Source organism: Phenylobacterium sp. (assembly GCF_035539035.1).
Lineage (GTDB): Bacteria > Pseudomonadota > Alphaproteobacteria > Caulobacterales > Caulobacteraceae > Phenylobacterium.
Genome location: NZ_DATLJI010000016.1, coordinates 481,856 through 506,667 on the forward strand (window position 1 = coordinate 481,856; position 24,812 = coordinate 506,667).

General features: G+C 71.0%; 27 protein-coding genes. 17 read left to right on the top strand and 10 right to left on the bottom strand.

Annotated features, from left to right (window positions below; all coding sequences use genetic code 11):
* Positions 1-33: 33 nt before the first annotated feature.
* From VM685_RS16295 to VM685_RS16305, 3 genes are all read left to right on the top strand, one after another.
* The gene (locus tag VM685_RS16295) at positions 34-519 is read left to right on the top strand and encodes an N-acetyltransferase (protein WP_325461231.1); all 486 of its coding nucleotides are present in this window, start codon (positions 34-36) and stop codon (positions 517-519) included.
* Between the two features lie 123 nt (positions 520-642).
* Positions 643-1,173, top strand: coding sequence for a hypothetical protein (locus tag VM685_RS16300; protein WP_325461232.1), 531 nt, complete (start codon positions 643-645; stop codon positions 1,171-1,173).
* A 14-nt stretch (positions 1,174-1,187) separates the two neighbouring features.
* A complete protein-coding gene (locus VM685_RS16305; RefSeq protein WP_325461233.1) occupies positions 1,188-2,798 on the top strand; it encodes a hypothetical protein in 1,611 nt (536 codons plus the stop codon).
* A gap of 151 nt (positions 2,799-2,949) precedes the next feature.
* On the opposite strand, the gene VM685_RS16310 is transcribed toward VM685_RS16305, so the two are convergent.
* Positions 2,950-4,206 (bottom strand): cell wall hydrolase, encoded by a 1,257-nt coding sequence (locus VM685_RS16310; RefSeq protein WP_325461234.1) that lies wholly within the window; start codon positions 4,204-4,206, stop codon positions 2,950-2,952.
* A gap of 220 nt (positions 4,207-4,426) precedes the next feature.
* Between VM685_RS16310 and nadA the strand changes: the two genes are divergently transcribed.
* From nadA to VM685_RS16340, 6 genes are all read left to right on the top strand, one after another.
* Positions 4,427-5,512 (top strand): quinolinate synthase NadA, encoded by a 1,086-nt coding sequence (gene nadA, locus VM685_RS16315; protein WP_325461235.1) that lies wholly within the window; start codon positions 4,427-4,429, stop codon positions 5,510-5,512.
* Entirely contained in the window at positions 5,512-7,029 is a 1,518-nt protein-coding gene (locus VM685_RS16320) for an L-aspartate oxidase (RefSeq protein WP_325461236.1), read from the top strand. Before nadA ends, VM685_RS16320 begins: the two co-directional genes overlap by 1 nt.
* Positions 7,026-7,871, top strand: coding sequence for a carboxylating nicotinate-nucleotide diphosphorylase (nadC, locus tag VM685_RS16325; protein ID WP_325461237.1), 846 nt, complete (start codon positions 7,026-7,028; stop codon positions 7,869-7,871). Before VM685_RS16320 ends, nadC begins: the two co-directional genes overlap by 4 nt.
* A gap of 68 nt (positions 7,872-7,939) precedes the next feature.
* Positions 7,940-8,152 carry a hypothetical protein gene (locus VM685_RS16330; protein ID WP_325461238.1) on the top strand — a complete coding sequence of 71 codons (213 nt, stop codon included), beginning with the start codon at positions 7,940-7,942 and terminating at the stop codon, positions 8,150-8,152.
* Position 8,153: 1 nt separating this feature from the next.
* On the top strand, positions 8,154-8,408 hold the full coding sequence (locus tag VM685_RS16335; RefSeq protein WP_325461239.1) for a hypothetical protein: 255 nt from the start codon (positions 8,154-8,156) through the stop codon (positions 8,406-8,408).
* A gap of 144 nt (positions 8,409-8,552) precedes the next feature.
* Positions 8,553-9,080 (top strand): Rid family hydrolase, encoded by a 528-nt coding sequence (locus tag VM685_RS16340; protein ID WP_325461240.1) that lies wholly within the window; start codon positions 8,553-8,555, stop codon positions 9,078-9,080.
* Here the strand turns inward: VM685_RS16340 and VM685_RS16345 are convergent.
* Positions 9,077-9,763 carry a DJ-1/PfpI family protein gene (locus VM685_RS16345; RefSeq protein WP_325461241.1) on the bottom strand — a complete coding sequence of 229 codons (687 nt, stop codon included), beginning with the start codon at positions 9,761-9,763 and terminating at the stop codon, positions 9,077-9,079. The two genes, VM685_RS16340 and VM685_RS16345, sit on opposite strands and share 4 nt — an antisense overlap.
* Before the next feature lie 77 nt (positions 9,764-9,840).
* On the opposite strand from VM685_RS16345, the gene VM685_RS16350 reads away from it, so the two are divergent.
* Complete coding sequence (locus VM685_RS16350) at positions 9,841-10,782, top strand: GlxA family transcriptional regulator (protein WP_325461242.1); 942 nt, start codon at positions 9,841-9,843, stop codon at positions 10,780-10,782.
* On the opposite strand, the gene VM685_RS16355 is transcribed toward VM685_RS16350, so the two are convergent.
* The gene (locus VM685_RS16355; protein ID WP_325461243.1) at positions 10,697-11,326 is read right to left on the bottom strand and encodes a DUF1003 domain-containing protein; all 630 of its coding nucleotides are present in this window, start codon (positions 11,324-11,326) and stop codon (positions 10,697-10,699) included. The genes VM685_RS16350 and VM685_RS16355 overlap by 86 nt on opposite strands.
* A 220-nt stretch (positions 11,327-11,546) precedes the next feature.
* Here VM685_RS16355 and VM685_RS16360 point away from each other — a divergent pair, with 220 nt between their 5' ends.
* A complete protein-coding gene (locus tag VM685_RS16360) occupies positions 11,547-13,859 on the top strand; it encodes a PAS domain S-box protein (RefSeq protein ID WP_325461244.1) in 2,313 nt (770 codons plus the stop codon).
* Between the two features lie 9 nt (positions 13,860-13,868).
* Here the strand turns inward: VM685_RS16360 and VM685_RS16365 are convergent, their stop codons facing one another.
* A complete protein-coding gene (locus VM685_RS16365; protein ID WP_325461245.1) occupies positions 13,869-14,900 on the bottom strand; it encodes a cell wall hydrolase in 1,032 nt (343 codons plus the stop codon).
* Positions 14,901-15,272: 372 nt separating this feature from the next.
* Here VM685_RS16365 and VM685_RS16370 point away from each other — a divergent pair, with 372 nt between their 5' ends.
* A complete protein-coding gene (locus tag VM685_RS16370; RefSeq protein ID WP_325461246.1) occupies positions 15,273-15,461 on the top strand; it encodes a hypothetical protein in 189 nt (62 codons plus the stop codon).
* A 47-nt stretch (positions 15,462-15,508) separates the two neighbouring features.
* Here the strand turns inward: VM685_RS16370 and VM685_RS16375 are convergent, their stop codons facing one another.
* Both VM685_RS16375 and VM685_RS16380 read right to left on the bottom strand, forming a co-directional pair.
* The gene (locus tag VM685_RS16375) at positions 15,509-16,483 is read right to left on the bottom strand and encodes a hypothetical protein (RefSeq protein ID WP_325461247.1); all 975 of its coding nucleotides are present in this window, start codon (positions 16,481-16,483) and stop codon (positions 15,509-15,511) included.
* Complete coding sequence (locus tag VM685_RS16380; RefSeq protein WP_325461248.1) at positions 16,483-16,824, bottom strand: PadR family transcriptional regulator; 342 nt, start codon at positions 16,822-16,824, stop codon at positions 16,483-16,485. Before VM685_RS16380 ends, VM685_RS16375 begins: the two co-directional genes overlap by 1 nt.
* Before the next feature lie 111 nt (positions 16,825-16,935).
* On the opposite strand from VM685_RS16380, the gene VM685_RS16385 reads away from it, so the two are divergent.
* Together VM685_RS16385 and VM685_RS16390 are read left to right on the top strand one after the other, a co-directional pair.
* Positions 16,936-17,838: an alpha/beta hydrolase gene (locus tag VM685_RS16385; RefSeq protein ID WP_325461249.1), complete on the top strand. Its 903-nt coding sequence runs from the start codon at positions 16,936-16,938 to the stop codon at positions 17,836-17,838.
* 72 nt (positions 17,839-17,910) lie between these two features.
* Positions 17,911-18,465, top strand: a complete 555-nt coding sequence (locus tag VM685_RS16390; RefSeq protein ID WP_325461250.1) for a cytochrome b — start codon at positions 17,911-17,913, stop codon at positions 18,463-18,465.
* Here the strand turns inward: VM685_RS16390 and VM685_RS16395 are convergent.
* A complete protein-coding gene (locus tag VM685_RS16395; RefSeq protein WP_325461251.1) occupies positions 18,462-18,617 on the bottom strand; it encodes a hypothetical protein in 156 nt (51 codons plus the stop codon). The genes VM685_RS16390 and VM685_RS16395 overlap by 4 nt on opposite strands.
* A gap of 298 nt (positions 18,618-18,915) precedes the next feature.
* Here VM685_RS16395 and uvrB point away from each other — a divergent pair, with 298 nt between their 5' ends.
* Entirely contained in the window at positions 18,916-21,150 is a 2,235-nt protein-coding gene (gene uvrB / locus VM685_RS16400) for an excinuclease ABC subunit UvrB (protein WP_414693385.1), read from the top strand.
* 163 nt (positions 21,151-21,313) lie between these two features.
* On the opposite strand, the gene VM685_RS16405 is transcribed toward uvrB, so the two are convergent.
* Together VM685_RS16405 and VM685_RS16410 are read right to left on the bottom strand one after the other, a co-directional pair.
* Positions 21,314-22,111, bottom strand: coding sequence for a hypothetical protein (locus VM685_RS16405; protein ID WP_325461252.1), 798 nt, complete (start codon positions 22,109-22,111; stop codon positions 21,314-21,316).
* On the bottom strand, positions 22,111-22,902 hold the full coding sequence (locus VM685_RS16410) for a hypothetical protein (protein WP_325461253.1): 792 nt from the start codon (positions 22,900-22,902) through the stop codon (positions 22,111-22,113). The genes VM685_RS16405 and VM685_RS16410 overlap by 1 nt, the downstream gene beginning before the upstream one ends.
* A 229-nt stretch (positions 22,903-23,131) precedes the next feature.
* Here VM685_RS16410 and VM685_RS16415 point away from each other — a divergent pair, with 229 nt between their 5' ends.
* Together VM685_RS16415 and VM685_RS16420 are read left to right on the top strand one after the other, a co-directional pair.
* Positions 23,132-23,467, top strand: a complete 336-nt coding sequence (locus VM685_RS16415; protein WP_325461254.1) for a hypothetical protein — start codon at positions 23,132-23,134, stop codon at positions 23,465-23,467.
* A gap of 314 nt (positions 23,468-23,781) precedes the next feature.
* The gene (locus VM685_RS16420) at positions 23,782-24,069 is read left to right on the top strand and encodes a hypothetical protein (protein ID WP_325461255.1); all 288 of its coding nucleotides are present in this window, start codon (positions 23,782-23,784) and stop codon (positions 24,067-24,069) included.
* A 448-nt stretch (positions 24,070-24,517) separates the two neighbouring features.
* On the opposite strand, the gene VM685_RS16425 is transcribed toward VM685_RS16420, so the two are convergent.
* A complete protein-coding gene (locus VM685_RS16425) occupies positions 24,518-24,790 on the bottom strand; it encodes a GNAT family N-acetyltransferase (protein ID WP_325461256.1) in 273 nt (90 codons plus the stop codon).
* Positions 24,791-24,812 lie beyond the last annotated feature (22 nt).

Sequence of the window (24,812 nt, forward strand, 5' to 3'; positions counted from 1 at the left end):
CCGCGCGCGCCGGAGCCCGCGTAAGCTCGGCGCATGATCCGCTACGCCCGCCCCGGAGATCACCCCGCCATAGCCGCCGTCGTAGAGGCCGCCTTCGGCCAGCCGGCCGAGGCGCGGCTGGTGGAGCGCCTGCGCGCCGAGGAAGACGCCCTCTTTGAACTCGTGGCGGTGGAGGCCGACGAGGTGGTCGGCCACGTCCTGTTCAGCCGCCTGTGGGCCGACCGCTACGAGATGTTCGCCGCGCTGGCCCCGCTCGCCGTGCGGCCGGACCTGCAGAACACAGGCCTGGGCTCGGCCCTGGTCCGCGCGGGGCTGGAGAGCGCCAAGGAGTTCGGGGCGCACGGCGTCATCGTACTGGGCCACCCAGCCTACTATCCCCGCTTCGGCTTCTCGGCGGAGACGGCGGCGAAGGTGAGCTCGCCCTATGCGGGGCAGCCGTCGTTCATGGCGCTGGCCCTGGAGCCGGGGGCGTTCGACGCGCCGATGACGGTGGCCTATCCGGACGCGTTTGCGGGCTAGGGCGCGTCAGCAACCGGCGGAGGCCGCCTCGCCTGCGCCCTCGACCGCAACACACGACAGCGTTGTGCGCCACGGCCCAGCTTCGCTAAGCTGGCGCCGCCAATGGAAGCCGGGGGGTTTCTCATGACGACGCGCATCAGCGCGCTTCTGTCCACGGGCCTCGCCGTCGCGGCGTACGTCTCCGCACCTGCGCCAGCCATCGCCGCCGTCAAGCAGGCTGAGCTGGAGAAGGCCGCGAACGTCGAGAGCGGCGGGCTGATCCTCTACGCCCCCGCCGTATACGCCAGCACCTACGGCGGGCGCATGAACGTGGACTTCGTGTCCGGTGTCTTCGCGCAGAGCGCACGGCACATCCACCTGCTGAGCTATGACCGCGTCAGCAAATCCTTCCGGCAGGACATGTCCTTCGAGACGGCGTCCATTCCGGGTGTCGCCCTGGTTGCGGGGCCGTTGGGCCGCCGGCAGTTGCAGATCCGGACGGAGAGCGGTTTCGTCGCCTGCAACTTCGGAAAGCTCATCGACAGCGCCAATCTGGCGTCCCAGATCTACGAGCGCCTGATCGCGGCCGGCGTCCGCACCTTCGAATCTCCCGGATGGATCCAACCCGTCGAGATTCCCGGTCCCATCGTCATTCCCGTCTACATTCCCCATTGATCAGGAGCGGATGCATGCGATCCGTCGTCCAGGCGCTACTCTCCTCATGCTTCGTGCTGAGCCTCCTGCTGGCCGGACCGGCGACCGCCGCCCAGGTCATCAATGCGGTTCCGCCTTCCCAGCGCGCGCCGGCCCCGGACGAGGGGGTGCTCACGCTCTCCGTCACGGTGAACACCGGCGCAGTGGGCCAGTTCGATACGCTGGTGCTCAAGCGCGCCGACATCTCCGATCCGAAGGCTCCGGAGGCCAAGTACGAGTACCGGGCGCCCGAGATCACCGGTCGGGTCGCGCGCGACACGTCCCTGTTCGTCGCCTCGCTGAAGGCGGGCGACTACGTCATTGTCGAGCTTCGCGACTCCGAACGGCTGACGACCTTCACGCCGGGCAAGGCGAACTCGACGCTCGGCAGCTTCAAGATCGCGGCCGGCAAGCTGACCGATCTGGGGCGGATCGTCGTCACTCCGGTCAACTTCCACGTCGGGGTTGGCCGCAGCAGTCTCGTGCCGAGCAACGCGGCGCTGGTGGCGCGCTTCGCCCCGTCGACGAGCAACTTCTATCGTGAGACCCTCTCAAGCGGTTGGAACACACCCCGCTCGGAAACGGACGTCATCGAGCAGTTCGCCCTCGATCATCCCGTGGGCGCCAGCACCCTCGTCGAACTGCCAGACGGGCAAGTGGCGGCGGCGACCCGACTGGGCACGATCCTGCTACGCGGCGCCAACGGACGATGGAAGGCGCTACGCAGCGGCACGCTTGACGCATGGCTGGGGGTCGCTCCGGGCACGGGACCCGACGCCATGCTGGTGGCCGTCGGCGAGTATTCGAACATCGCCAGGGTCGATGCGGCCGGCGCCTTCCACCCCGTGGACCGCGGCAACCTGCCGATGGGCACCCTGATCTTCGTCGCCGGCGACGCGGCGCACGGATGGGTCGTGGCCCTCAAGCTCAACACCACGGTGACGCTCTACCGCACGGACTCGCTGGACAAGCCGGACTGGACCCCGCTGCTGACGGACAAGCTGACCGCCAACTTCTGGAGCGGCGGCCAGCAGCTCTGGCTCTGGCCGACGAAAACCGGGTTCGGATATGCCCGCTCCACGGGCGAGATCAGGTTCTACAACACGGCCACGCGGAGCTGGACCGACCGCACCTCGCCGAACAAGAAGCCGATCATCACCATCTACGAGAGCCCAGGCGGCGAAATCGGAATCCTCTCGTCGCCCGGTGGCGGGTTCGGCGGCGTGACGGCCGCCGCCTGGCTCTCCCGCGATGGCGCGAACACCTGGGAGTCGACGGGTTCGCCTTACAGGGTGAAGGTCCAGCCGCCGAAGCTCACCACGTCGGGGCTGATGCTGCAGTCGGGGGGCGTGTTCGGCGGCGCTGCCCTGCAGGGCAGCAGGGATCTTGGGAAGACCTGGGCCGTGCTGAGCGACAAGGTGGCCGTGACCGACGTGGTGCTGGTCATGCCCACGACGGGCCTCTTCAAGCTGGCCAAGCCCGTCACGATGGGCACGCCCGACTACGACCTGATCTCGCACTCGAGCGACGACGGCGTCACCTGGACCACGGAATACACGAGCCTGGAGCGGGAGTTGCTGCGAGCCCAGGCGGAAGCGGGCAAGTAGCGGAACCTCGTGCCCGGACCGCTGCGGGAGAAGGTCAACGGTCTCGACGGCTAGGTTGAGGGGACCGGTTCCGTGGCCGTCGGCCGACCGGTGGAGGGCGTCGGTTCTTCAACTCCCGGGGCGCAGCGGCGGGAGCGGGATCGCCGGGCGGCTACTGGCTCGCCGCGGCGTCGCTGGCGGGGCTGGCGGACTCGGCGGCGCTCTGGGCCGGGGCGGAGGGCGAGGCGAGGCCCTTTTCCATGGCCGCCAGGCTCTCGTTGATCTTGCGGACCTCGTCGGGTGTCGGCTGGCGGCGGGGGGCGTAGAGCGTGCCGCGGACGCGGGTGCGCTCGCCGTCGGCGGCGGTGGCGTCGACGACGGTGTAGGTGCGGACCTCGCCGGCCACGGCCAGCTTGATCTCCCGAGCGGCCGGCACGTCCTGCTTCTCGGGCGACAGCAGGCCCTGGGTGCGGGCGTCGAGGCCGGTGAGGATGGCGGGCGTCAGCTCGGCCTCGCGGCCGGCGTAGCGGCCGGTGAAGGCCGGCGGCTCACCCCAGGGGCCGGTCCAGCGGTAGAAAATGTGCGCGCCGACCTTCGTCATCTTCACGAGCGTCGGGGCCCAGTACGGGGCGACGTAGTTCGCATGGTAGTGCGTGGCCGAGCCCACGGACTTGGCCACATGGCCGTCCAGCGCCCGCTCCGCGACCCGGCGAGCCTGGCGCCACAGGGCGGGCTCCGGCGCCCAGCGCAGGGAGCCGTCGCAGGTGAAGGTGAACTGGCAGCCGGTGGTGCGGGCCGCGCCCTGGTAGACCACCGCGCAGACGGACTTCGGATAGGCCGGGTGGCGGACGCGGTTCAGGACCACCTGGGCCACCGCCTCCTGGCCCAGCGCCGGCTCGCGGGCGGCCTCGTAGTAGACGGCTTGGGTCAGGCACTCGACGGCGCGGGCGCGGTCCTGCCCCTGGGCCTTCAGGTAGAACGGCTTCATCGGCCGGATCGGCAGGTCGGTGAAGGGCCTGAGCGCATTCACCTCTTCGGCGGTGCGGCCGACCTGCGGCAGGCCGAGGTCGGGGACCTGGCGGATGTCCAGGCTCTCCCAGCCCTCGGTGCGGTTCCAGGGATCGGCCTGGCGCAGGAAGGGGTCGTGCCGGACGGCGATGGCGCGCGCGGCCGGATCCATCCGATTGGTCAGCAGGCGCAGGGCCTCGGGCGACATGCCGGCCGCGGCCCAGCGGCGCTGCTCGTGCGTCAGCGCATGCTCCGGCTGCGGCGCGCAGGCGCCCACGGCCAGGGCCGCGAGGGCGGCGGCCGGCAGGACGCGGCGCAGGAGGTCGGCGGTGCGGATCAGGGTGCGGCTCTTCGGCTTTCGTCGCGGCGTTCTGGCATCAACGCAGGGAGATGGGTCCTTAATTCGGCGAAAGGTGGCCATCCGGGCGGCCCCGTACTTAGGGTGTAGAAGCCTCCCGCGCGAGCTTCGCCATGAGGGAAATCAAGCGACGTTCGGCGAATGCGACTTGCGCCCGGAAGGCGGAGCGCTATATTTGACCCAGTTTTGCTCTATCTGAGCATAACCAGCGCCCCGGCTCCCGAAGCTCGAGGCGTGTTTTTGGGCCAGGGAATTGCTCAGATTGAGCATAAGGGAGGTTCACATGGCCGCCGACGGGTTCCAGTTCGATTTCACCCCCGAGGTTGAAGCCCAGACCCTCCCGGCCTGGGAGAAGGTGAAGGGGCACGTCACCCCCATGGAGTGGCGCCTGCACGCCCCGCTGATCGCCGAGATCAACCGGCTGAAGCGGGAGAAGGACGCCGTCATCCTGGCCCACAACTACATGACGCCGGAGATCTTCCACGGCGTCGGCGACTATGTCGGCGACAGCCTGGGCCTGGCGAAGGAGGCCGCCCGTTCCGACGCGAAGATCATCGTCCAGGCCGGCGTGCACTTCATGGCCGAGACCTCGAAGATCCTGTCGCCGGAGAAGCGCGTCCTGATCCCGGACCTGCGCGCCGGCTGCTCGCTCGCCAGCTCCATCACCGGCGCGGACGTGCGCCTGATCAAGCAGCGCTACCCGGGCCTGCCGGTGATCACCTATGTGAACACCACCGCCGACGTGAAGGCCGAGACCGACATCTGCTGCACCAGCGCCAACGCCGTGCAGGTGGTGGAGGAGGCCGCGCGGATGTGGGGCGTCGACCGGGTGATCCTGATCCCCGACGAGTTCCTGGCCCGCAACGTGGCCCGGCAGACCGACATCGGCATCATCGCCTGGCAGGGCCGCTGCGAGGTGCACGAGCGCTTCACGGCCGCCGACATCCTGGAGATCAAGGCCGCCTACCCCGGCGCCGAGGTCCTGGCCCACCCCGAGTGCCCGGCCGAGGTGCTGGAGGTGTCGGACTTCGCCGGCTCCACCGCCGCCATGAACGACTACGTGATCCAGAAGCGCCCGAAGCGGGTGGTGCTGATCACAGAGTGCTCCATGGCCGACAACGTGGCCGCCGACGCGGTGGGCACGGAGTTCGTGCGGCCCTGCAACCTGTGCCCGCACATGAAGCGGATCACGCTCGAGAACATCTACGAGGCCCTGCTCTACGACCGTCACGAGGTCAGCGTCGATCCGGCGGTGGCCGAGCGCGCGCGGCTCGCCGTGCAGCGGATGGTGGACCTGCCGCCGCCGGCCGTCCCCGCCCGCTACGACCTGGTCAAGGCCCGCCACCACGTGGACGTGGAGCTGATCTGATGAAGCGCATCCGCCACGACGGCGTGGTCGTGGTCGGCGCAGGCCTGGCGGGCCTCACCGCCGCCCTCGCCGCCGCGCCCGCCAAGGTGCTGCTCTTGACCGGCGCGCCGCTGAACCAGGGCTGTTCCTCGGCCTGGGCGCAGGGCGGCATGGCCGCGGCGCTGGCCGGCGACGACACGCCCGAACTGCACGCCGCCGACACGGTGGCGGCCGGCGCGGGCCTGGTCGATCCGCAGATGGCGCGGCTGCTGGCCGAGGAAGGCCCCGCCGCGGTCCGCGCGCTCGCCGCGCTCGGCGCGCCGTTCGACCGCACGGCCGGCGGCGACTTCGCCCAGAGCCTCGAGGCCGCCCACTCCAAGGCCCGCGTCGCCCGGGTGAAGGGCGACCAGGCCGGCCGCGCGATCATGGAGGCGGTGAGCGTCGCCGTGCTCGCCGCGCGGCACATCGAGGTGCGCACCGGGACGGTGCTGCGCGGGCTCCTGCAGGACGCCGACGGGCGGGTGCGCGGCGTGGTGGCCGAACAGGACGGCACGCTTACGGAGATCACCGCGCGGGCCACGGTGCTGGCGACCGGCGGGATCGGCGGGCTCTACGCCGTCACCACCACGCCCGCCGAGCTGACCGGCGATGGCCTGGGGCTCGCGGCGCTCGCCGGGGCGATGATCGCCGACCCGGAGTTCGTGCAGTTCCACCCGACGGCGATCGACATCGGCCGCGATCCGGCGCCGCTGGCCACCGAGGCCCTGCGGGGCGAAGGCGCGGTGCTGGTCAACGCCGACGGCGAGCGGTTCATGGCCCGCTACCACGCCGACGCCGAGCTCGCGCCGCGCGACGTGGTGGCCCGCGCCATCCACGCCGAGCGCGAGGCCGGCCGCGGCGCCTTCCTGGACGCCCGCGCCGCGGTGGGCGCGCACTTCCCCGACGAGTTCCCGGCGGTGTTCGCCGCCTGCCTGTCGGGCGGGGTGGACCCGCGCAAGCAGCCGATTCCGGTGGCGCCGGCCTGCCACTACCACATGGGGGGCATCGTCACGGATGCGCAGGGCCGCACCAGCCTGGAGGGCCTCTACGCGGCCGGCGAATGCGCCTCCACCGGCGTGCACGGGGCCAACCGGCTGGCGTCCAACTCGCTGCTGGAGGCCGCGGTGTTCGGCGCCCGGGCCGGCGCGGCGGCGCGCGACGCGGCCGACCCCGGCACGCGGGCGCTTTCGCCTGCCGTGCCGCCGGTCCTGCCCGCCTCGGGGCTGCAGATCCTGCGCAAGGCGATGAGCCGCGACGCGGGCGTGGTGCGCGACGCCCACGGCCTGACCCGGCTCTTGGGCGTCATCGACGCGCTGGAGGCCGGCCACGGGCAGGCGCCGGCGCTGGTCGCCGCCCGCCTCACGGCCGCCTGCGCCCTGGCCCGCGCCGAAAGCCGCGGCGGCCACTTCCGCAGCGACGCCGCCGGACAGGCGTACCCGCGGCGGACCTTCGTCACCCTGGCCGAGGTGCGGCCCGCCCTGAAGTACGCCGCCGAATGATCGAACCGCTTCCCGACCTGCTGATCGCCCCGATCGTCCGCGCGGCGCTCGCCGAAGACCTCGGCCGGGCCGGCGACATCACCGCCCAGGCCTGCATCCCGGCGGACGCGCGGCTCGCCGCCGTGTTCGCCGCCCGCAAGCCGGGGGTGATCGCGGGGCTCGCCTGCGCGCGTCTGGCGCTGGCAGAGCTGGACCCCGACGCGCGCTTCGAGGCGCTGGTGGCGGACGGCGAGGCCGTGGCTGCCGGCGCGGCCCTGGCCCGCGTGGACGCCAACGCCCGCGCCCTGCTCTCCGCCGAGCGCACCGGGCTGAACCTGATGGGCCGACTGTCCGGCATCGCCACCCTGACGCGGGCCTATGTGGACGCCGTGGCGGGCACGAAGGCGCGCATTGTCGACACCCGCAAGACCACGCCGGGCCTCAGGGCGCTGGAGAAGTACGCCGTGCGCTGCGGCGGGGGCGTGAACCACCGCTTCGGCCTCGACGACGCCATTCTCATCAAGGACAACCACGTGGCGGCCTGCGGCTCGGTGGGCGAGGCCGTGCGGCGGGCCAAGGCCTTCGCCGGCCATCTCACCAAGGTCGAGGTCGAGGTGGACAGCCTGGCCCAGCTCGACGAGGCTCTGGCCGAGGCCCCGGACGTGATCATGCTCGACAACTTCGGCCTGGGCGACCTGGCCGAGGCCGTGCGGCGCACGGCGGGCCGGATTCCGCTGGAGGCCTCCGGCGGCGTCAACCTGGACACGGTCCGGGCGATCGCCGAGACCGGGGTGGACGTCATCAGCGTGGGCGCGCTCACCCACTCCGTGGGCGTGCTGGACATCGGCCTCGACGCCATCTGACGGCGGCGGATTCCTCGGAACCAGCCCCTCCCCGCCGGGTTCACCCTTCAACCGAAGGAGACGAACCCATGGCTTCGAAAGCTCCCCCGATCCCCCCCGAACAGCGCTCGCACCCGGGCGAAAAGCCGAACGTCGAAGGCTCGACCCTGGGGCGGCGTGACGAGGTCACCGACCTGCAGTCCAGCCAGCCCGGCGACGACGACGTGAACCTCGAGGAACAGGGCCGTCACGGCAACATCAACCAGAACACCCATCACCAGGGCTACCAGCAGGACCGCTGACATGCCGGAAAAGCACCCGAACACCCACCGCTGGGGCGGCCCCGGCGCGAGCCACGAGGACCGCACCGAGCCCGAGCCCGCCAAGATCGATCCCCGGGCCCCGGGCGAGCCGACCAACACGCCGTTCAGCGGCGTCTCCGGCGGTGGCGGCGAACGCGACCGCCACCACGCCCACGACCCCGAGGGCAAGCGCGACTTCGAGCAGAACTCCGAAGAGCGGCGCAAGCACGACGGCGAACAGCCCCGTCAGCACTGACCGGTCCAGGCGCGCAGGAGCCCTCCGGGGACTCACCACGCTTCGCAGCGGCCAGGGTGCGCCCTGGCCGCTTGTGCTGGTCCGTCCGCACGAAGCGTTCCTCCGGGTTTGCACGGGAGACGGCCCTGGCTTAAGCGGCGCCGCATGAAGCTCCGCCTCGCCGCGCTCTGCGCGCTCCTCGCCGTGCCCGCCGCCGCCCAGCCGGCGGCGCAGCCTTATCCGAAACTGATCCCCGCCCCCGGCGGCGCGGCGATCATTCCCACGCCCGGATCGCAGCGCGCCTACGACGACATGCACTACGCGCCTGCGCGCCGCGCGGGGGACTACCTCTACGTCTCGGGCGTGATCGCCGGGCCCGCCGACGCCGAGGCGCGCGACGCCGAGGCCTTCAAGGTCCAGGCCCGCCGCGCCTTCGGGCACCTGCAGCGCACCCTGGCGGCCGGCGGCGCGAGCTTCGCCGACGTGGTGATGATCAACACCTTCCACGTCTGGGAAGGCCCGGGCTTCGAGGGCACGCGGGAGGAGCAGTTCGCCGCCTTCAGCGCGGTGAAGGACGAGTTCATGAGCGCCCCGCACCCGGCCTGGACGGCGGTCGGCACGACCGGCCTGCTCGCGCCCAACGGCGTGGTGGAGATCCAGATGATCGCCTACGTCCCGCAGGCGCGGCCCTAGGCGGGCTGCAGCCGCCGGGCCGCCTCCTCCGCCGAGGCCATGCGGCCCTGCGACAGAGGCGCCATGGCCCGCTGGACGCGCGCCAGGACTTCGGGCGGGGCGAGCTCGGGCCGGCCGGAGTCGAACGGCGGGGCCGGCGCATACTCGACGCCGAGCTGGACGCCCTGGGCGTAGTCCACGCCCGCCACCTCGCCCGCGACCGTCAGCGCCAGGTCGATGCCGGCGGTGACGCCGCCGCCGGTGAAGATGTTCCCGTCGCGCACCACCCGCGCCTCGTCGACGATGGCGCCGAACGGCTCGAGGAGCCCGCGCCAGGCCCAGTGGGTGGCCGCCCGCTTGCCTGCCAGAAGACCGGCGGCCGCCAGGATCAGCGAGCCCGTGCAGACCGAGGTGACATAGGTCGCCCCCGCCGCCAGCCGGCGGACCTCGCGGACGAACGCCTCGTCCAGCATGGCGTCGGTCGTGCCCAGGCCGCCCGGGACGCAGATCAGATCGCAGCGCTCGACCTTCGCCAGATCGGCGAGCTTGGCGAACACCAGGCCGTCGGCCTCGATGTCCTGCCCCCCCATGGAGGCGGCGATCACCTTCGCGGCCGGCAGGCGGCTGAACACCTGGTGCGGGCCGGTGAAGTCCAGCTGGGTGACGCCCGGATAGAGGGGGAAGACGACGACGAATTCGGCCATGACGGCTCCTGGTTTGACGCCTCATCCTGCCAAACCTAGGCTACGGCAGAAATGACATTGTTCCCTCTGATCCTGCCATGACCCGCCGCCTAGCCGTGGTGATCTTCCCGGGCTTCCAGCTGCTGGACGCGGCAGGGCCGATCGCGGCGTTCGAGATCGCCGAGCGCTTCAGGCCCGGCGACTACGAGCTTTGGGTGCTGGCGGCGGAGGCCGGGGACATCGAAAGCTCCTCCGGTGTGAAGATGGCCGCCGACGCCGTCGACGACGGGCCCTGGGACACGATCCTGGTGTCCGGCGGCGACGGAACCCGCGCCCTGCCCGACCTGGCGAAGATCGTCGCCTGGCTGGAGCGGATCGCGCCCTCCGTGCGGCGGGTGACGAGCGTCTGTTCCGGCGCCTATCTTCTGGCCGAGGCCGGACTGCTGGAGGGGCGGCGCGCGACGACCCACTGGGGCCGATCCGACGACTTCGCCCGCCGCTATCCGAAAGTCCGGCTAGAGGCGGACCGGATCTGGATCCGCGACGGCGCCGTCTGGACCTCCGCCGGCATCACGGCCGGCATCGATCTGGCCCTGGCGCTGATCGAGGACGACCTGGGCGCGGACGTTGCGCGTCGCACGGCCCAGCAGCTGGTGGTCCACCAGCGGCGGCCGGGCGGCCAGTCTCAGTTCTCCGCCCTGCTGGACGGCGGCGGCGTGCACGGTCGTTTCGCCGGCCTGATGGACTGGGCGCGCGAGCGGCTCGCCGAACCGCTGCCGGTGGACCGGCTGGCCGAGCAGGCCGCCATGAGCCCGCGCAACTTCGCCCGCGCCTTCCGGGCCGAGACCGGGCTGACGCCGGCCAAGGCTGTGGAGCGCCTGCGCCTGGAGGCAGCGCGAGCGCGCGTGGAGGCCACGGCGGAGCCGATCGAGCGCGTGGCGGAGGCGGCCGGCTTCAGCGATCCGGAGCGGATGCGCCGCGCTTTCCTGCGCGCTTACGGCCAGCCGCCGCAGGCTCTTCGACGGGCCGCGCGGGCTTGATCGCCTCGCTGAGCTCGGCCCGCAGAATTCGCAGCGCCTCGTTCTGCCGCTTGATCATCTGCAGCATCTCGCGGTGGCGCAGGTTATCGATCTTGTCGTGCAGGTGCATGATTTCGAGCTCGGCCCGCAGGTTGACCAGGTAGTCGTGCTCGGCGGCCTCCCGGTCGCGGGCGGCGGCGCGGTTCTGGCTCATCATGATGATCGGCGCCTGCACGGCGGCGAGGGTCGAGAGCATCAGATTGAGGAAGATGAAGGGATAGGGGTCGAAGGCCATCCCCTCCTCCGTCGTCAGCACGTTCCAGCCCATCCACAGAGCGAGCGCGAGCGCGAAACCGGCGATGAAGGCCCAGGAGCCGCCGATCTTCGCCACCCGGTCGGCGAGCCGCTGGCCGGGCGTCCGCTCGTCGATAAGCAGCCGCGGATCCACGCCGCTGGGCGCCTCGGTGGCGATCAGGTCGATGACGCTGCGCTGCACGTCGGTGAGCGCTTCGTACGAACAGCCGAGAAGCTCCTGGGCGAGCTGCTGACGGTGCTGGTTGGGCATCGGCGCCTCCGGGTCGCAAGGAGCTCCAGCCGGATATCATCAGGGGAGTCGAGGCGGAGCAAAACCGCGCCCGCGGCGTCTGCCCCCTTCGGGAACCGGACCATGGTCAAGCCGTTCTCTAGGGTTGAGCTATCGCGCGGGGGGCGCCAGTGCTGCAAAACTTCCACACAAGCCCGTCGGCAGGGTTGAACCGCCGCGGCGCCTCGGCTTAGTGGCGACGGTGAGCGAGACGTCCCAGCACAATGAGCGGCGCTTCCAGCTCCTGGTGGAGTCGGTCAGCGACTATGCCATCTACATGCTCGACCTGGCCGGACGGGTGACGAGCTGGAACCCGGCCGCCGAACGCATCAAGGGCTATACGGCCGAGGAGATCGACGGCCAGCACTTCCGGCGCTTCTTCACGCCCGAGGACCAGCGCGATCGCGTGCCGGAGAAGATCCTGGCGGAGGCCCGTGAGACCGGCCGTTACGAGAGCGAAGGCTGGCGCGTCCGGAAGGATGGCTCCCGCTTCTGGGCGCTCGCTACCGTGCACGCGATCCGGGGCGAGGACGGCGGGCTGATCGGCTTCGCGAAGATCACCCGCGACATGACCGAGCGGCGGGCCGCGCAGGAAGCCCTGCTCGAGAGCGAACGCCGCTTCCGGTACCTCGTCGAAGGCGTGGTCGACTACGCCATCTACATGCTCGACGTGAACGGCACGATCAGCAACTGGAACCCCGGGGCCGAGCGGATCAAGGGCTACAAGGCCAGCGAGATCGTCGGGCGGCACTTCTCGACCTTCTACACGCCGGAGGACCGCGCCGCCGGCACGCCTGTCCGCGCCCTGGAGACGGCTCTGAGGGAGGGACGCTTCGAGGCCGAGGCCTGGCGCCTGCGCAAGGATGGCTCGCGGTTCTGGGCCTCGGTGGTGATCGACCCCATCCGGGACGACAACGGCCGCCACATCGGTTTCGCCAAGATCACCCGCGACATCTCCGACAGGAAGGCCGCCGAGGACGCGCTGGCCCAGAGCGAGCGGCAGTTCCGCATGCTGGTCGCCGGCGTCGTCGACTATGCGCTCTACATGCTGGATCCCAACGGCATCATCACGAACTGGAACGTCGGGGCCGAGCACATCAAGGGCTATTCGGCCCAGGAGATCGTCGGGCAGCACTTCTCCCGCTTCTATACCGATCCCGACCGGGCGGCGGGCGTCCCGACCCGCGCGCTGGAGACCGCCCGCGAGCAGGGCCGCTACGAGGCGGAGGGCTGGCGGGTCCGCAAGGACGGCAGCCTGTTCTGGGCGAGCGTGGTGATCGACGCCATCCGGGACGAGAGCGGCGAGCTGGTGGGCTTCGCCAAGATCACCCGCGACATCACCGAGCGCCGCAACGCCCAGCTGGAGCTCCAGAAGGCGCACGAGCGCCTGGGACAGGCGCAGAAGATGGAGGCCATGGGCCAGCTCACCGGCGGCGTGGCCCATGACTTCAACAACCTGCTGATGGTGGTGAGCGGCCAGGCCCAGCTGCTGCGCAAGCGCGTGGCGGACGACATCCGGGCGCTGCGGGCCTTGGACGCCATCGACATGGCGGCCAAGCGCGGCCAGGACCTCACGCGGCACCTGCTCACCTTCGCCCGCCGCCAGCGGCTGCAGCCGGTGCCGATCTCCCTGCATGAACGCTCGGCCGACCTGCGCGAACTGCTGGGCACGAGCCTGGGCTCGGCGGTCACCCTGAACGTCAACCTGCCCAAGGACCTCTGGGCCGTGGAGGTCGACCCGGGTGAGCTGGAGCTCGCGCTCCTGAACCTGGCGGTGAACGCGCGCGATGCGATGCCGTCAGGCGGTTCGCTGTCGATCGTCGGCCGCAATCGAACCCTGACGGGGGGCGAGGTGGATACGGACGTGCGGGGCGACTTCGTCGCCCTCTCCGTCCGCGACACCGGCGTGGGCATCCCGCCGGACATCCTGGCGCGCGTCTTCGAGCCGTTCTTCACCACTAAGGAGGTGAACAAGGGCACCGGCCTGGGCCTCAGCCAGGTGTACGGATTCGTGCAGCAGTCGGGCGGGCGGGTGACCGTGGACAGCCGGCTGGGCGAAGGCGCGACCATCACCCTCTACCTTCCGCGCACGCGACTGCAGCCCAGCGGCGACCTCGGACCGGCGCCCGCCGCGGCGCCGGAAGGGGTCAGCATCCTGGTGGTGGAGGACAACCCCGAGGTTGCCGAAGTCGTGGCGGGCCTGCTGGAGCAGCTCGGCAACCGGACCCATGTGGTCAACAGCGCCGACGCGGCGCTGAGGGCGCTGGCCAACGGCGACGAGCCGGACCTGGTGTTCAGCGACATCGTCATGGCCGGTGAGATGGACGGCCTGGCGCTGGCGCGCCGCCTGCGGGCCGAGCGGCCTGACCTGCCGATCCTGCTCGCCACCGGCTACAGCCAGGCCGCCGAGGCCATGGGCGACGAGTTCCCGATCCTTACGAAGCCCTATCAGCTCCCCGAGCTCAGCCGCGCCCTGGGCGCGGTGCTGGCCCGCCGGACCGCCGCGGCCCACTAGGCGCCCCCGTCAGGAGGCGGAGGCCTCCGTGCCCGCGGCGGCGGGCGCCGGCGGGGCCGTGTTGTCGGCCTTGCCGAGGCCCACGGGCGCCTGATCCGCCGCAGGCTTGGGAACGGCCTTCGCTTCAGGAGCAGAGGCCACCTGGGGATCGGGGGCCTGGCTCACCGCATTGACGGCGGCGTCGGCCGCCTTCTCGGCGACGGCAGCCGCCAGGCGCAGCTCCATGGAGGCAGGCCCGGTGTTGGCGGCCAGCATCACCGGCTCGGACAGGCCCGGGGCCGGACGCGCAGGCTTCGCGCCGCGCGGATTGAACCGGTAGAAGACGTGCATCCCTACCTGCGCCACGCGGCGCATCTGCGGGCCCCAGGCGGGGGAAACCGCGGTGGTGTGGAAGTGCGTGGCCGAGCCCACGTCGCCCAGCAGGCGGCCCGACAGGGCGCGGGCGGCCACCTTGCGGGCGCGGGCCCAGGCGCTGGCCTCGCGCCGACCGCGCATGGAGCCGTCGCACGCGAAGCTGAACTGGCAGCCGGTGCGGCGGTTGGAGCCTTGGAAGACGACGCCGCAGACGGTCTTCGGGAAGGCCGGATGCTTGACGCGGTTCAGCACCACCTGGGCCACCGCGGCCTGCCCCTGGGCGGACTCGCCGCGGGCTTCGAAGTAGACGGCCTGGGTGAGGCAATCCAGCTCGCGGGAGGCGTCCATGCCGGACGCGGGTCTCGCGCCCAGCGAGGTGAGGCTGGCGCGCAGGGCGAGGCTGTCGTTCTGCTTGCGCTCCAGCCCCTGGGCCAGGACCACCGCTTGGCGGTCCCGATCACCGGCGGCGGCTAGGGGATCATGGTTACGGGCGACGCGCATCACCCCCGGGTCCATGCCGGCGGCGTTGCGCTGCAGCACAGTCTCCGAAAGTCGGCCCGAGGTGGCTTCGGCGATGCGTTCGGCGCGCGCATGGTCCGACGCAGCCTCGGCCATGCCGCCGGCCATGTAGCCGGCGCCCAGGGCCAGGCCCACGCCCGAGCCGATCAAAGCGGCGCTGAACAGCACGCGCCATTCGGCGCTTGCCTGCGTTCCAATACTCAAGGGATTTCGTGTCCTGCACGGCGAGGGCGACAGTGCCCCCCGACAATTTGTCGCCGCGGTCGCCCCTGCTCGTGCTGGAAGCGTCCGCCGGCAGGCCTGTCCGGGTCACGGTGGGGACAGGCGACGGCAAAAGGTGAAGCGTTTATGAATGCAACATCGCCGTTTGGCAAGCCGATATTGCAATGCAGCATGAGATTTAGGGCTTAGCTTGGTTAATTCCCGTTCTGGTCCACTCGCACAGAACAGCCGCAAGACCCGCGCCAACCCCGGCATCTCCAGGAACCTGCGCCGGACAACCTACGTTTGGCTGCCGACATCTGGAGACTGGAGATTCACATGCGCAAGACGCTGAGCCTGCTCGCCGCCGCGGGCCTTCTGACCACCCTCGCCGCCTGCGGCCACAACACCGAGCAGAAGGCGGCCACCGGCGCGGTGGCGGGGGCCGTCGTGGGCGGCCCGGTGGGCGCGGCGGTCGGCGGCGCCGCGGGCGCCGCGGTCGGCAAGGCCACCGACGGCAAGAACTAGGTCCGGCCGGCGGCGCGGGGCGGCACGTCCCGCGCCGCCGCCTCGGCTCAGGAGGCGGCGTTCAGGGCCCCGTCGGGCCCGTCCGCCCGCCCGAGCGACTGGACGAGCCGCCACGCCGAGTGGACGGCGAGCGCCAGCATCACCACCGCGGTCGCGGTGAAGCCGATCTGCATCCAGCTGTTGATGGTGGCCTCGCTCAGGGAGTGCCTGGCGGCGTCGGCCACCTCGATCCAGGGGCCGGTCTGTGCGATCCCGGCGAGCAGCCCAGCGCCGGCCAGGTTGCGCATGAGGCGCAGGGTGGCGTTGGTCCGCGCCCAGGCCGGCCGGACGAAGCTCAGGACGTTGGCGAACAGCTCGAACAGCAGGTAGGCGAGCACCGGGCCCCGCCAGAGGTCCCAGGTGGGCGCCATGACGATGGCGCCCTCCAGGTGCTCCGGCGCCAGGTCGCGGAAGCGGATCGCCCCCACCCACCACAGGATGAAGATCACCCCGAAGCCGATCTCGACCACGTGGTCGAAGCGCGAGCGGGTGCGCAGCCTGGGCGGCGGCAGTTGCGAGGGCCGCCACCTGGCGAGCCGCCGCACGCCCCCGCCCTGCTCGACGCCGACGGCGATGAGGGTGACCACGGCGAAGGCGACCAGGAACGCCTCCCAGAGGTCCGGGACCGCCCGGGCGATGATCCGGTTGAGGTCGCCGGTGGTCAGCAGTCCGATCACCGCCAGAACCACGTAGACGCCGGCGCCGATGACCAGCGTCGCCTTCAGGCCCGCCCACCAGAACGGGAAGACCGCCGGCCCCACCAGGTGCTGGATCCGGCGGTAGCGGTGCGCCACCACGAGCGGGTGGCCGAACTCCACGAGCAGGCGCTCGAGCTCGCGCCGGTCGATAGGGCGGCCAAGCGCGGCTTCCCGCTCCTCGACCTTGGAGAGCAGCTCGTCGCGCAGCTCGGCGGTGATGTCGGCCCGCTGGCCTTCGGGAAGCTCGCGACCGACGGCCGCCAGGTAACGCTCCATGAGGTCCATCACGCGTCTCCCTTCAGGATCTGGTCGACGGCGGCGTTCAGCCCCCGCCATTCGTCAATGAGCCGGGCGAGCACGGCCTCGCCCTCGGCGGACAGGCGGTAGAAGCGCTTGTTGCGCTTCTCCTCCTCGCGCCATTCGCTGGTCAGCAGGCCCTGCGCCTCCAGGCGGCGCAGCATCGGGTAGAGGGCCCCTTCCTCGATCTCCACGCCCGCCTCGGCCAGCGCCTTGCGCAGGGTGTAGCCGTAGTGCTCGCCGCGCAATTGACCGAGGACGGCCAGGATCAGGGAGCCGCGGCGCAGCTCCAGGCGGAGGGTCTCGAAGATGTCGCTCTCAACCGGCATGCTGTGCGTCATATACTGTGCGACACACACTGTCTAGCGCATACTGTGCGACACACGGGGTACACGGCGGCCGCGTCTGGTCTACGCTGTAAGCCGAAGAGGGAGGGAGCGATGATCCGGATGTTGATGGGGCTCCTGGCGGCCCTGGCGCTAGCCGGCGCCGCCGAGGCCGCGCCGCAGGACCGCTACGCCGAGAACGGCGGGGTGAAGATCCACTACGTCGCCGACGGCAAGGGCCCGCTCGTGGTCCTGCTGCACGGCTTCCCCGACTATTCGGCCACCTGGAAGCCGCTGACGGCGGCGCTGAACCGGGCGGGCTACCGGACCGCGGCCCTGGACCTGCGCGGCTACAACCTCTCCGACAAGCCGGAGGGCGTGGCCGCTTACGCCATGCCGAACCTGATCGGCGACGTGGCGGCGGTGATCGCCGCGGAGGGCGGCAAGGACGCGATCGTGGTCGGCCACGACTGGGGCGCCGCCATCGCCTGGCAGGTGGCCATGAACCGGCCCGAGCTGGTGAGCCGCCTGGTGGTCATGAGCGTCCCGCACCCGGCAGGCTTCGCCCGGGAGATGGCGACCAACAAGGACCAGCAGGCCAACAGCCAGTACGCCCGCAACTTCCAGCAGCCCGGCTTCGAGAAGAACCTCACCGCCGAGGGGCTGGCCGGCTGGGTGAAGGATCCGGCCGAGAAGGCCGGCTACGTCGAGGCGCTGAAGCGGTCGGACTTCGCCGCCATGCTGAACTACTACCGGGCCAACTACCCGCGCGCGACCGGCGAGCAGACCGCAGCGCCGGCGACGATGGCCACGAGCCAGCCGGTGAAGGCGCCGACGCTGGTCATCCACGGGATGAAGGACACCGCGCTCAACGCCGCGGGGCACTCCGGGACCTGGGATCACGTGCAGGCCGACACCACCCTCGTGATGATCCCGGACGCCGCCCACTTCGTGCAGCACGACGCGAGCGCCCTCGTGAACCGCACCGTCGTGGACTGGCTGAACGCGCGGCGGTGACCTGACCTGGATCAAGGCCCGCCGGCGCGGCAAGGCCTAGGTTGGGCGTGTCATCCTCCGGAGACGCTCGCCATGTCCCTCGTCAACACCCGCACCGGCTACGGCTGGGCCGCCATCGTCCTGCACTGGATCTCGGCGGTGGGCGTGATCGTGCTCTACCTGACCGGCGAGCAGATGGAAGAGGCGGCCAACCGCACCGCCGAGCTCGCGGCGCGGGCCCAGCACGTCTCCATCGGGCTCCTGCTATTCACCTTCCTGCTGGCGCGCCTCCTTTGGAGCGCCTCGCAGGTCCGGCCGGACGCCCTGGAGACGCGGCGTCCGTTCCGGTTCATCGCCGAGGCGGTGCAGTTCCTGTTCCTGGCGATGATCGCCATCCAGATCCTCAGCGGGCCGCTGGTCATCTGGTCGAACGCCCGGCCGCTGGAGGTCTTCGACTGGTTCGCCATCGCCAGCCCCTTCCCCGCCAAGGTGGAATGGCTGCACGAGGGCGCCGAGACGGTGCACAAGCTGACCGCCAACCTGTTCTGGCCGCTGCTCGGCCTGCACGTGCTGGGCGCGCTCAAGCACCTGATCGTCGACCGCGACGCCACCCTGCGCCGGATGCTCTGGGTGAAGCGCGAGGCCTAGGGCGCGTAGCTGGAGCGGATCTTCACGCCCCAGTGGCCGTCCTCCAGGGTCACGACGTAGATGCTGTCGAACCCTCCGATCACCGAGCCGTCCTTCCGGTAGCGGGTGAAGCGGGTGTCGATGTGCACCTTGTCCGGCCCCGCGTGGATCACGTCGCGCCGCTCCCAGGCGGAGTGGTCCCATGAACATGCCGGGTCTGTGGTCGCCCTTCTGCAGGATCACCAGCTTCCCCGAGGCCAGCCGCACCGAGGGGAAGTTGAAGGTCGCGTCCCAGGCCTCGACGTCGCGGGCGTTGAAGGCGGCCATGAAGTCGTCGAGCACCTGCTGGGCGGCGGCGATGGCGGCGGACTGCGGGTGTTCGGACATCGGGTCCCCTCGTCTCTCGTTGCTGCCAGCATGTTGGCAGCAGGGCGGCTGGAATAACACCGTCCGGAATCCTATCTTGCGCCGATGCCCAGAGCCTCCGCCGGCGGCGTCGCCGACATGTCCGCGACGTTCGACTACGACGAGAACACCATGCCGCTCCTGTGGAAGCCCCACAGGCCTGCGCGCCCGGCCAAGTCGGAGGGCGGGCGGACGTTCAAGCTCGTTTCGGACTACGAGCCGGCCGGCGACCAGCCGACGGCGATCCGCGAGCTGGTGGCGGGCCTCGAGGGCTCCGAACACGACCAGGTGCTGCTGGGCGTCACGGGCTCCGGCAAGACCTTCACGATGGCCAAAGTCATCGAGGCGACCCAGCGGCCGGCCCTGATCCTGGCGCCGAACAAGACGCTCGCGGCTCAGCTCTACTCGGAGTTCAAGAGCTTCTTCCCCGAGAACGCGGTGGAGTTCTTCGTCTCCTACTACGACTACTACCAGCCCGAGGCCTACGTCCCGCGGACCGACACCTACATCGAGAAGGACAGCTCGATTAACGAGCAGATCGACCGCATGCGGCACTCCGCGACACGGGCGATCCTGGAGCGCGACGACGTGATCGTGGTGGCCTCGGTCAGCTGCATCTACGGCATCGGCTCGGTCGAGACCTACACGGCCATGACCTTCACCCTCGAGCCCGGCCAGCGGGTGGACGAGAAGAAGCTCATGGGGGACTTGGTGGCGCTGCAGTACAAGCGCAACGACCAGGCCTTCGAGCGCGGCACCTTCCGGCGGCGCGGCGACACCATCGAGATCTTCCCCGCCCACTACGAGGACCGGGCCTGGCGCATCAGCCTGTTCGGCGACGAGGTCGAGACGATCAGCGAGTTCGACCCGCTGACGGGCAAGAAGACCGCCGACCTCAAGGGCATCAAGATCTACGCCAACAGCCACTATGTGACGCCCCGGCCGACGCTCCGGCAGGCGATCAACGAGATCAAGAAGGAGCTCAAGGAGCGCCTCGAGTGGCTGGTGGCCAACGGCAAGCTGCTCGAGGCCCAGCGGCTGGAGCAGCGGACCACCTTCGACATCGAGATGATCGAGGCCACCGGCTCCTGCGCCGGCATCGAGAACTACTCGCGCTACCTGACCGGCCGCCGGGCCGGCGAGCCGCCGCCGACCTTCTTCGAGTACATCCCGGAGAACGCCCTGCTGTTCGTCGACGAGAGCCACCAGACCGTGCCGCAGATCGGCGGCATGTACCGGGGCGACTACCGGCGGAAATTCACGCTGGCCGAGTACGGCTTCCGCCTGCCCAGCGCCATGGACAACCGCCCGCTCAAGTTCGAGGAGTGGGACGCCATGCGGCCGGACACCGTGCACGTGTCGGCGACGCCCGGCTCCTGGGAGATGGAGCGGACCGGCGGCGTCTTCGTGGAGCAGGTCATCCGCCCCACCGGCCTCATCGACCCGCCGGTGGAGGTGAAGCCGGTCTCCAAGGACGGCTTCAGCCAGGTTGACGACGTCATCGACCAGGCGCGCCAGACGATCGCTCAGGGCTACCGCTGCCTGATCACGGTGCTGACCAAGAAGATGGCCGAGGACCTGACGGAGTACATGCACGAGCAGGGCCTGCGGGTCCGCTACATGCACTCCGACGTGGACACCCTTGAGCGCATCGAGATCATCCGGGACCTAAGGCTCGGGGCCTTCGACATCCTGGTGGGGATCAACCTCCTGCGGGAGGGGCTCGACATCCCGGAGACGGGGCTGGTGGCCATCCTCGACGCCGACAAGGAGGGCTTCCTGCGCTCCGAGACCTCGCTGATCCAGACCATCGGCCGGGCGGCGCGGAACGTCTACGGCCGGGTGATCCTCTACGCCGACCAGGTGACCGGCTCCATGGAACGCGCCATGGCCGAGACCAAGCGGCGGCGCGAGAAGCAGGAGCAGTACAACCTCGAGCACGGCATCACGCCGGCCAGCGTGAAGAGCCAGATCAAGGATATCCTGGCCAGCCCTTACGAGAAGGACCGGGTCACCGTGCCGGTGGGCGTCGCCGAGGACGGCAAGCCGTTCATGGGGGACAACTTCAAGACCACCCTGCGCGACCTGGAGAACAAGATGCGCGAGGCGGCCGCCAACCTGGAGTTCGAGACGGCGGCCAGGCTGCGCGACGAGATCAAGCGGCTGAAGCTGCTCGACCTGGAGTTCGCCTCCGACGCGCTGGCCGGCGACGGCCAGTCCGGCGACCGGGCGGCGGTCAAGCAGGTCCGCGCCGAAGCCCGCGCCGAGGCCCAGGAACGCTTCCGCAAGAAGCGGCGGTAGGGACGCCGCCGAGCGACGCGGCGTGACACGTCCCTCGCGTGCGCGGGCGCGCGCATAGACGTGGGAGCGTCGTACGGGCGGGGATTCACCTGTCGAAAGACCGTCGCGTGTCGCAGGTGAGAGGCTAAGCCCGGGCCCGCCGGATCACCAAGGATTCAGCGGCCTAATCGAACACCTCGGCCACGTCGGCCTCGGTGCGGGCCCGCTGGCGGTAGACGATCGCGGAGGCGGCCGCGGCGAAGAGCTCCACGAGGGCCAGTCCGAGGCTGGTCATCGCCACCTCGGCCCAGGCCCCCGGCGGCCCGAGCCCCCGCTCCAGCAGGCGGCCGAGCCCGCCGGTGGCCAGCATCACCGGCAGGGACACCAGAACCACGGCCCCGACATAGGGCCAGGACCCGCCGCGCATGGCGCGCCAGGCTCCTGCGGGCCCGAGGGCGCGCTCGCCCACGAGGCGCGTCATGGGCCAGAGCATCAGCCGGGCATAGACGTAGGCGAGGGCCAGGAAGACCGTCGTCTGCAGGAGCAGGGTGAGGGCCGGGCTAGAGCGCGGGGCGCCGGGCAGCACGACCTCCATGGGGATCTGCAGGAGGCTGGGCGCGGAGAAGCTGAAGGAGGCCAGGCCCGCGAGCGCGAGATAGGCCCAGAAGCCGCGGTCGAGCCGCCAGCCAAGCCGGGGCGCGAGCCATCGGCGGAGCGCGAGCCCGGTGAGCGCCGCGCCGCCGAACACCTCCACGGTCGTGGTCGCCCAGACAGTGGGCGTCGGAGCCACACCTTCGCCAGCGAGGCCCAGCGCCTGCTCGGTCAGCCGGACCCCGGCGCGAAGGGCGGCCAGGCAGGCGCAGATCGCCCAGACGGAGGCCGGCGAGGCGATCAGCACCCGCACGGCGCGCGCGACCAGTTCGCCGAAGGTCACCCTCGGCGGCACGAGGTCGGCGACCGCGTCTGCCAGGGCGGGGTGCATCAGTCGAAGGTGTCGGCGACGCCGCCGGGCGCCGTGGCGACGCGGCGGCGGTAGACCTCGGCGCCGACGGCGGCGCAGGCCATGGCGAAGAACACCAGGAAGGGCGCGCCGATCACCAGGCGCCACTCGCCGCCCTCGGTGGTGTACTGCGAGGCGACCACGCCCCAGACGATCACCGGGCCGATCCCCAGGATCGCGGCGGCGAAGACGAAGGGCCACACGGCGCGGCGCATCAGCCCGAAGGAGCGGCTCGGCGGCACGGTCCCCTCCCCCAGCAGCAGGCTGATCGGCCAGAGCATCAGGCGCAGGCAGGCCCAGGCGGCGACCACATAGATCCCCATGACCACGACGGCGCGGCCCAGGAAGGCCATGGCGGCCTGCGGATCGGCGGCGTCGGCGGGCGGCGGGTTCCCGTAGCCCAGGACCAGCAGGTTGAGGCCGACCCCGGCCACGGTCAGCAGGACCACATAGGCGAAGAGGCCCGCATCCGGCCGCCAGGCGGATCGGCCCGGCTGCAGCAGGGTGCGCAGCGTGAGCGCCGCGAACAGCGCCCCCAGCACGCCGCCGACGATGGAATAGGCCACGAACTTCGGCGTCACCGCCGGCAGGCCCTCCGTCACCGCCAGCGCGCGGGCCGACCACTGGGAGGCCACCGCGAAGGCCGCATAGACCACGCCGATGGCGACCAGCGGCCGGGGCCTCGCCCGCATCGCCCGCCAGGCGGCCGCCGCCACGTGCGTCCCCTTCAGCGCCGGCGGCCCCGCCGCCGCGCCGTCACCCTGTTCCCACATCGCCCCTGGATTCCCCTTGCTCGGCGGCGAAGGGAGCAAGCGCGGCCGGCGGCGTCAATGCGGCGGGTGAGCGGGGGTGTGGGGAACCACGAAAGACGCGAAGGACGCGAAAGCGCCGGCCCCTCTTCCGCTCATCCCCGCGGAAGCTGGGGCGATCGGTGTGGGGAGTTGACTGTATCCCGGCGCGGCCGCAGCGTCGGGGCCGCCGTCCTCGGGGGAGCGCGAGCCCATGCCCATCACCGTCCGCCTGGCCGCCGCGCTTGCCGCGCTCGCCCTGGCCGTCCCGGCCGCCGCCGCCGAGGGGCCGCCGGACGAGACCCTGACGCTGCGCAACGAGGCCAGCGAGCTGGTCTACTGCGCGGTGCTCCTGAACGGCCGGCTGTTCGTCAACGTCCGCCTGAAGCCCGGCGCCCACTGGTCCCGGCCCCTCGACCCACGCCGCAAGGTGGAGCTGGTCTGCAACCGCCTCAAGAAGTCCGTCTACGGCCCCCTCCAGCCCGGCGGGTCCTACAGCTTCGTGGACGGCGGGGAGCGGGTAGACCTGAAGGCGGCGGAGGGGGAGTAGGCGGCTCAGCCGCCGCCGGCGGATACTGCCTTCCCCGCAGAACCCATGAGGCGGAAACCTGGGTTCGGCTCAGTCCACAGCCCCGCTAATCCCCGCCCCTGAAAATCTCGGCGTGTCGGTGGTCACCGGTTAACTGTACAGCGTGGCGCCAAATCCCCACCTCTGCCGTGCTGGCGCCGTTCATGCGGCTGTCAGGGAACCTGTGCTGTCTTCGTTCTTTAACGGGACAGCAGGCCAGGGAGCTTCTTCGAGCCGGTCCATGGGGGACCAGCGGGCTTCCGAGAACCTGGGTTGGGGATTTGAGGTACTACAGAATGTCACCGTCTCTCAGTGTGGTCGCCGACAACGACCTTAAGACTTCCGGGCCCAAGGCCGAAACCGTCGCGCAGCGCGTCCGTCGCCTGCAGCTCGAGGCCAAGACGCTCGCCAAGGATCACATCCGCGCGCTGAACCAGGCGATCGTGGACGTCGAACAGCTGGCCGCGGAGATCGCGGACGGCGGCGACGCCTACCCGCCGGGCGTGCGCGATCTCGCCCGCCGGCTGGTCGAGGACTGCGAAATGCGCGTCCAGACCCTGGAGGCCATCGTCGCCCGCACGTAAGCGGGCGCACGAGGTTTCCCCGACCGCCTGCCGTGCGTGACGGCCGGGCCCTGAGCACTTCAATGGGGCGGGGTCCGGCCGGCGCCGGCGTCAGCCGAAGGCGGTCATTCCGAACGGGCCGAAATGGGACGGATGTCCCGTTCCGGCGCTGGTCCGGCCGGCGAATGCCCGCGAGATGTCCGACAGGAGCGCTGATCCCCCGCTCTCCGTCGAGGACCCGCAAGGCTAGCCGGGCCGGTTAACCAGGTTTCTAAAGTATGAACGGCCCGTGGGCGCAGAGCCTGCGGGCCGTTTCGATTCCGGTCCCTCCCTTGTTGGGGAGGGACGGGTCGCGAAGCGCCAGGGTGGGGATGTGGGAGCTTGGCGGGGAGCCTGGGCCTGATCGCGACCTCCCCAGCCCGCTCGCCGGGCGGCGAGTCGGCCCTCCCCATCAAGGGAGGGAGGGGCGCTAGGTCAGGAGGTCGCGGTAGTCGTGGCTGCGGCGCAGCCATGCGGCGGCGTAGCCGCAGATGGGGGTGACCTTGAGGCCCTGGGCCTTGATGTCGGCGCTCATGGCGGCCATCAGCCGGCCGGCCGCGCCGGTGCCGCGCAGCGCTGGCGGGCTCTCCACGTGCAGGATGTAGAGCCGGCCGTCGCGCATCTGGTAGTCGGCCCAGGACGTCATCCCCTGCTCGTCCATCTCGTAGCGGTGGTTCTCGGTGTCGTTGCGAAGGGTGGTCATGGAACTCTCCTCGGCGACGAAA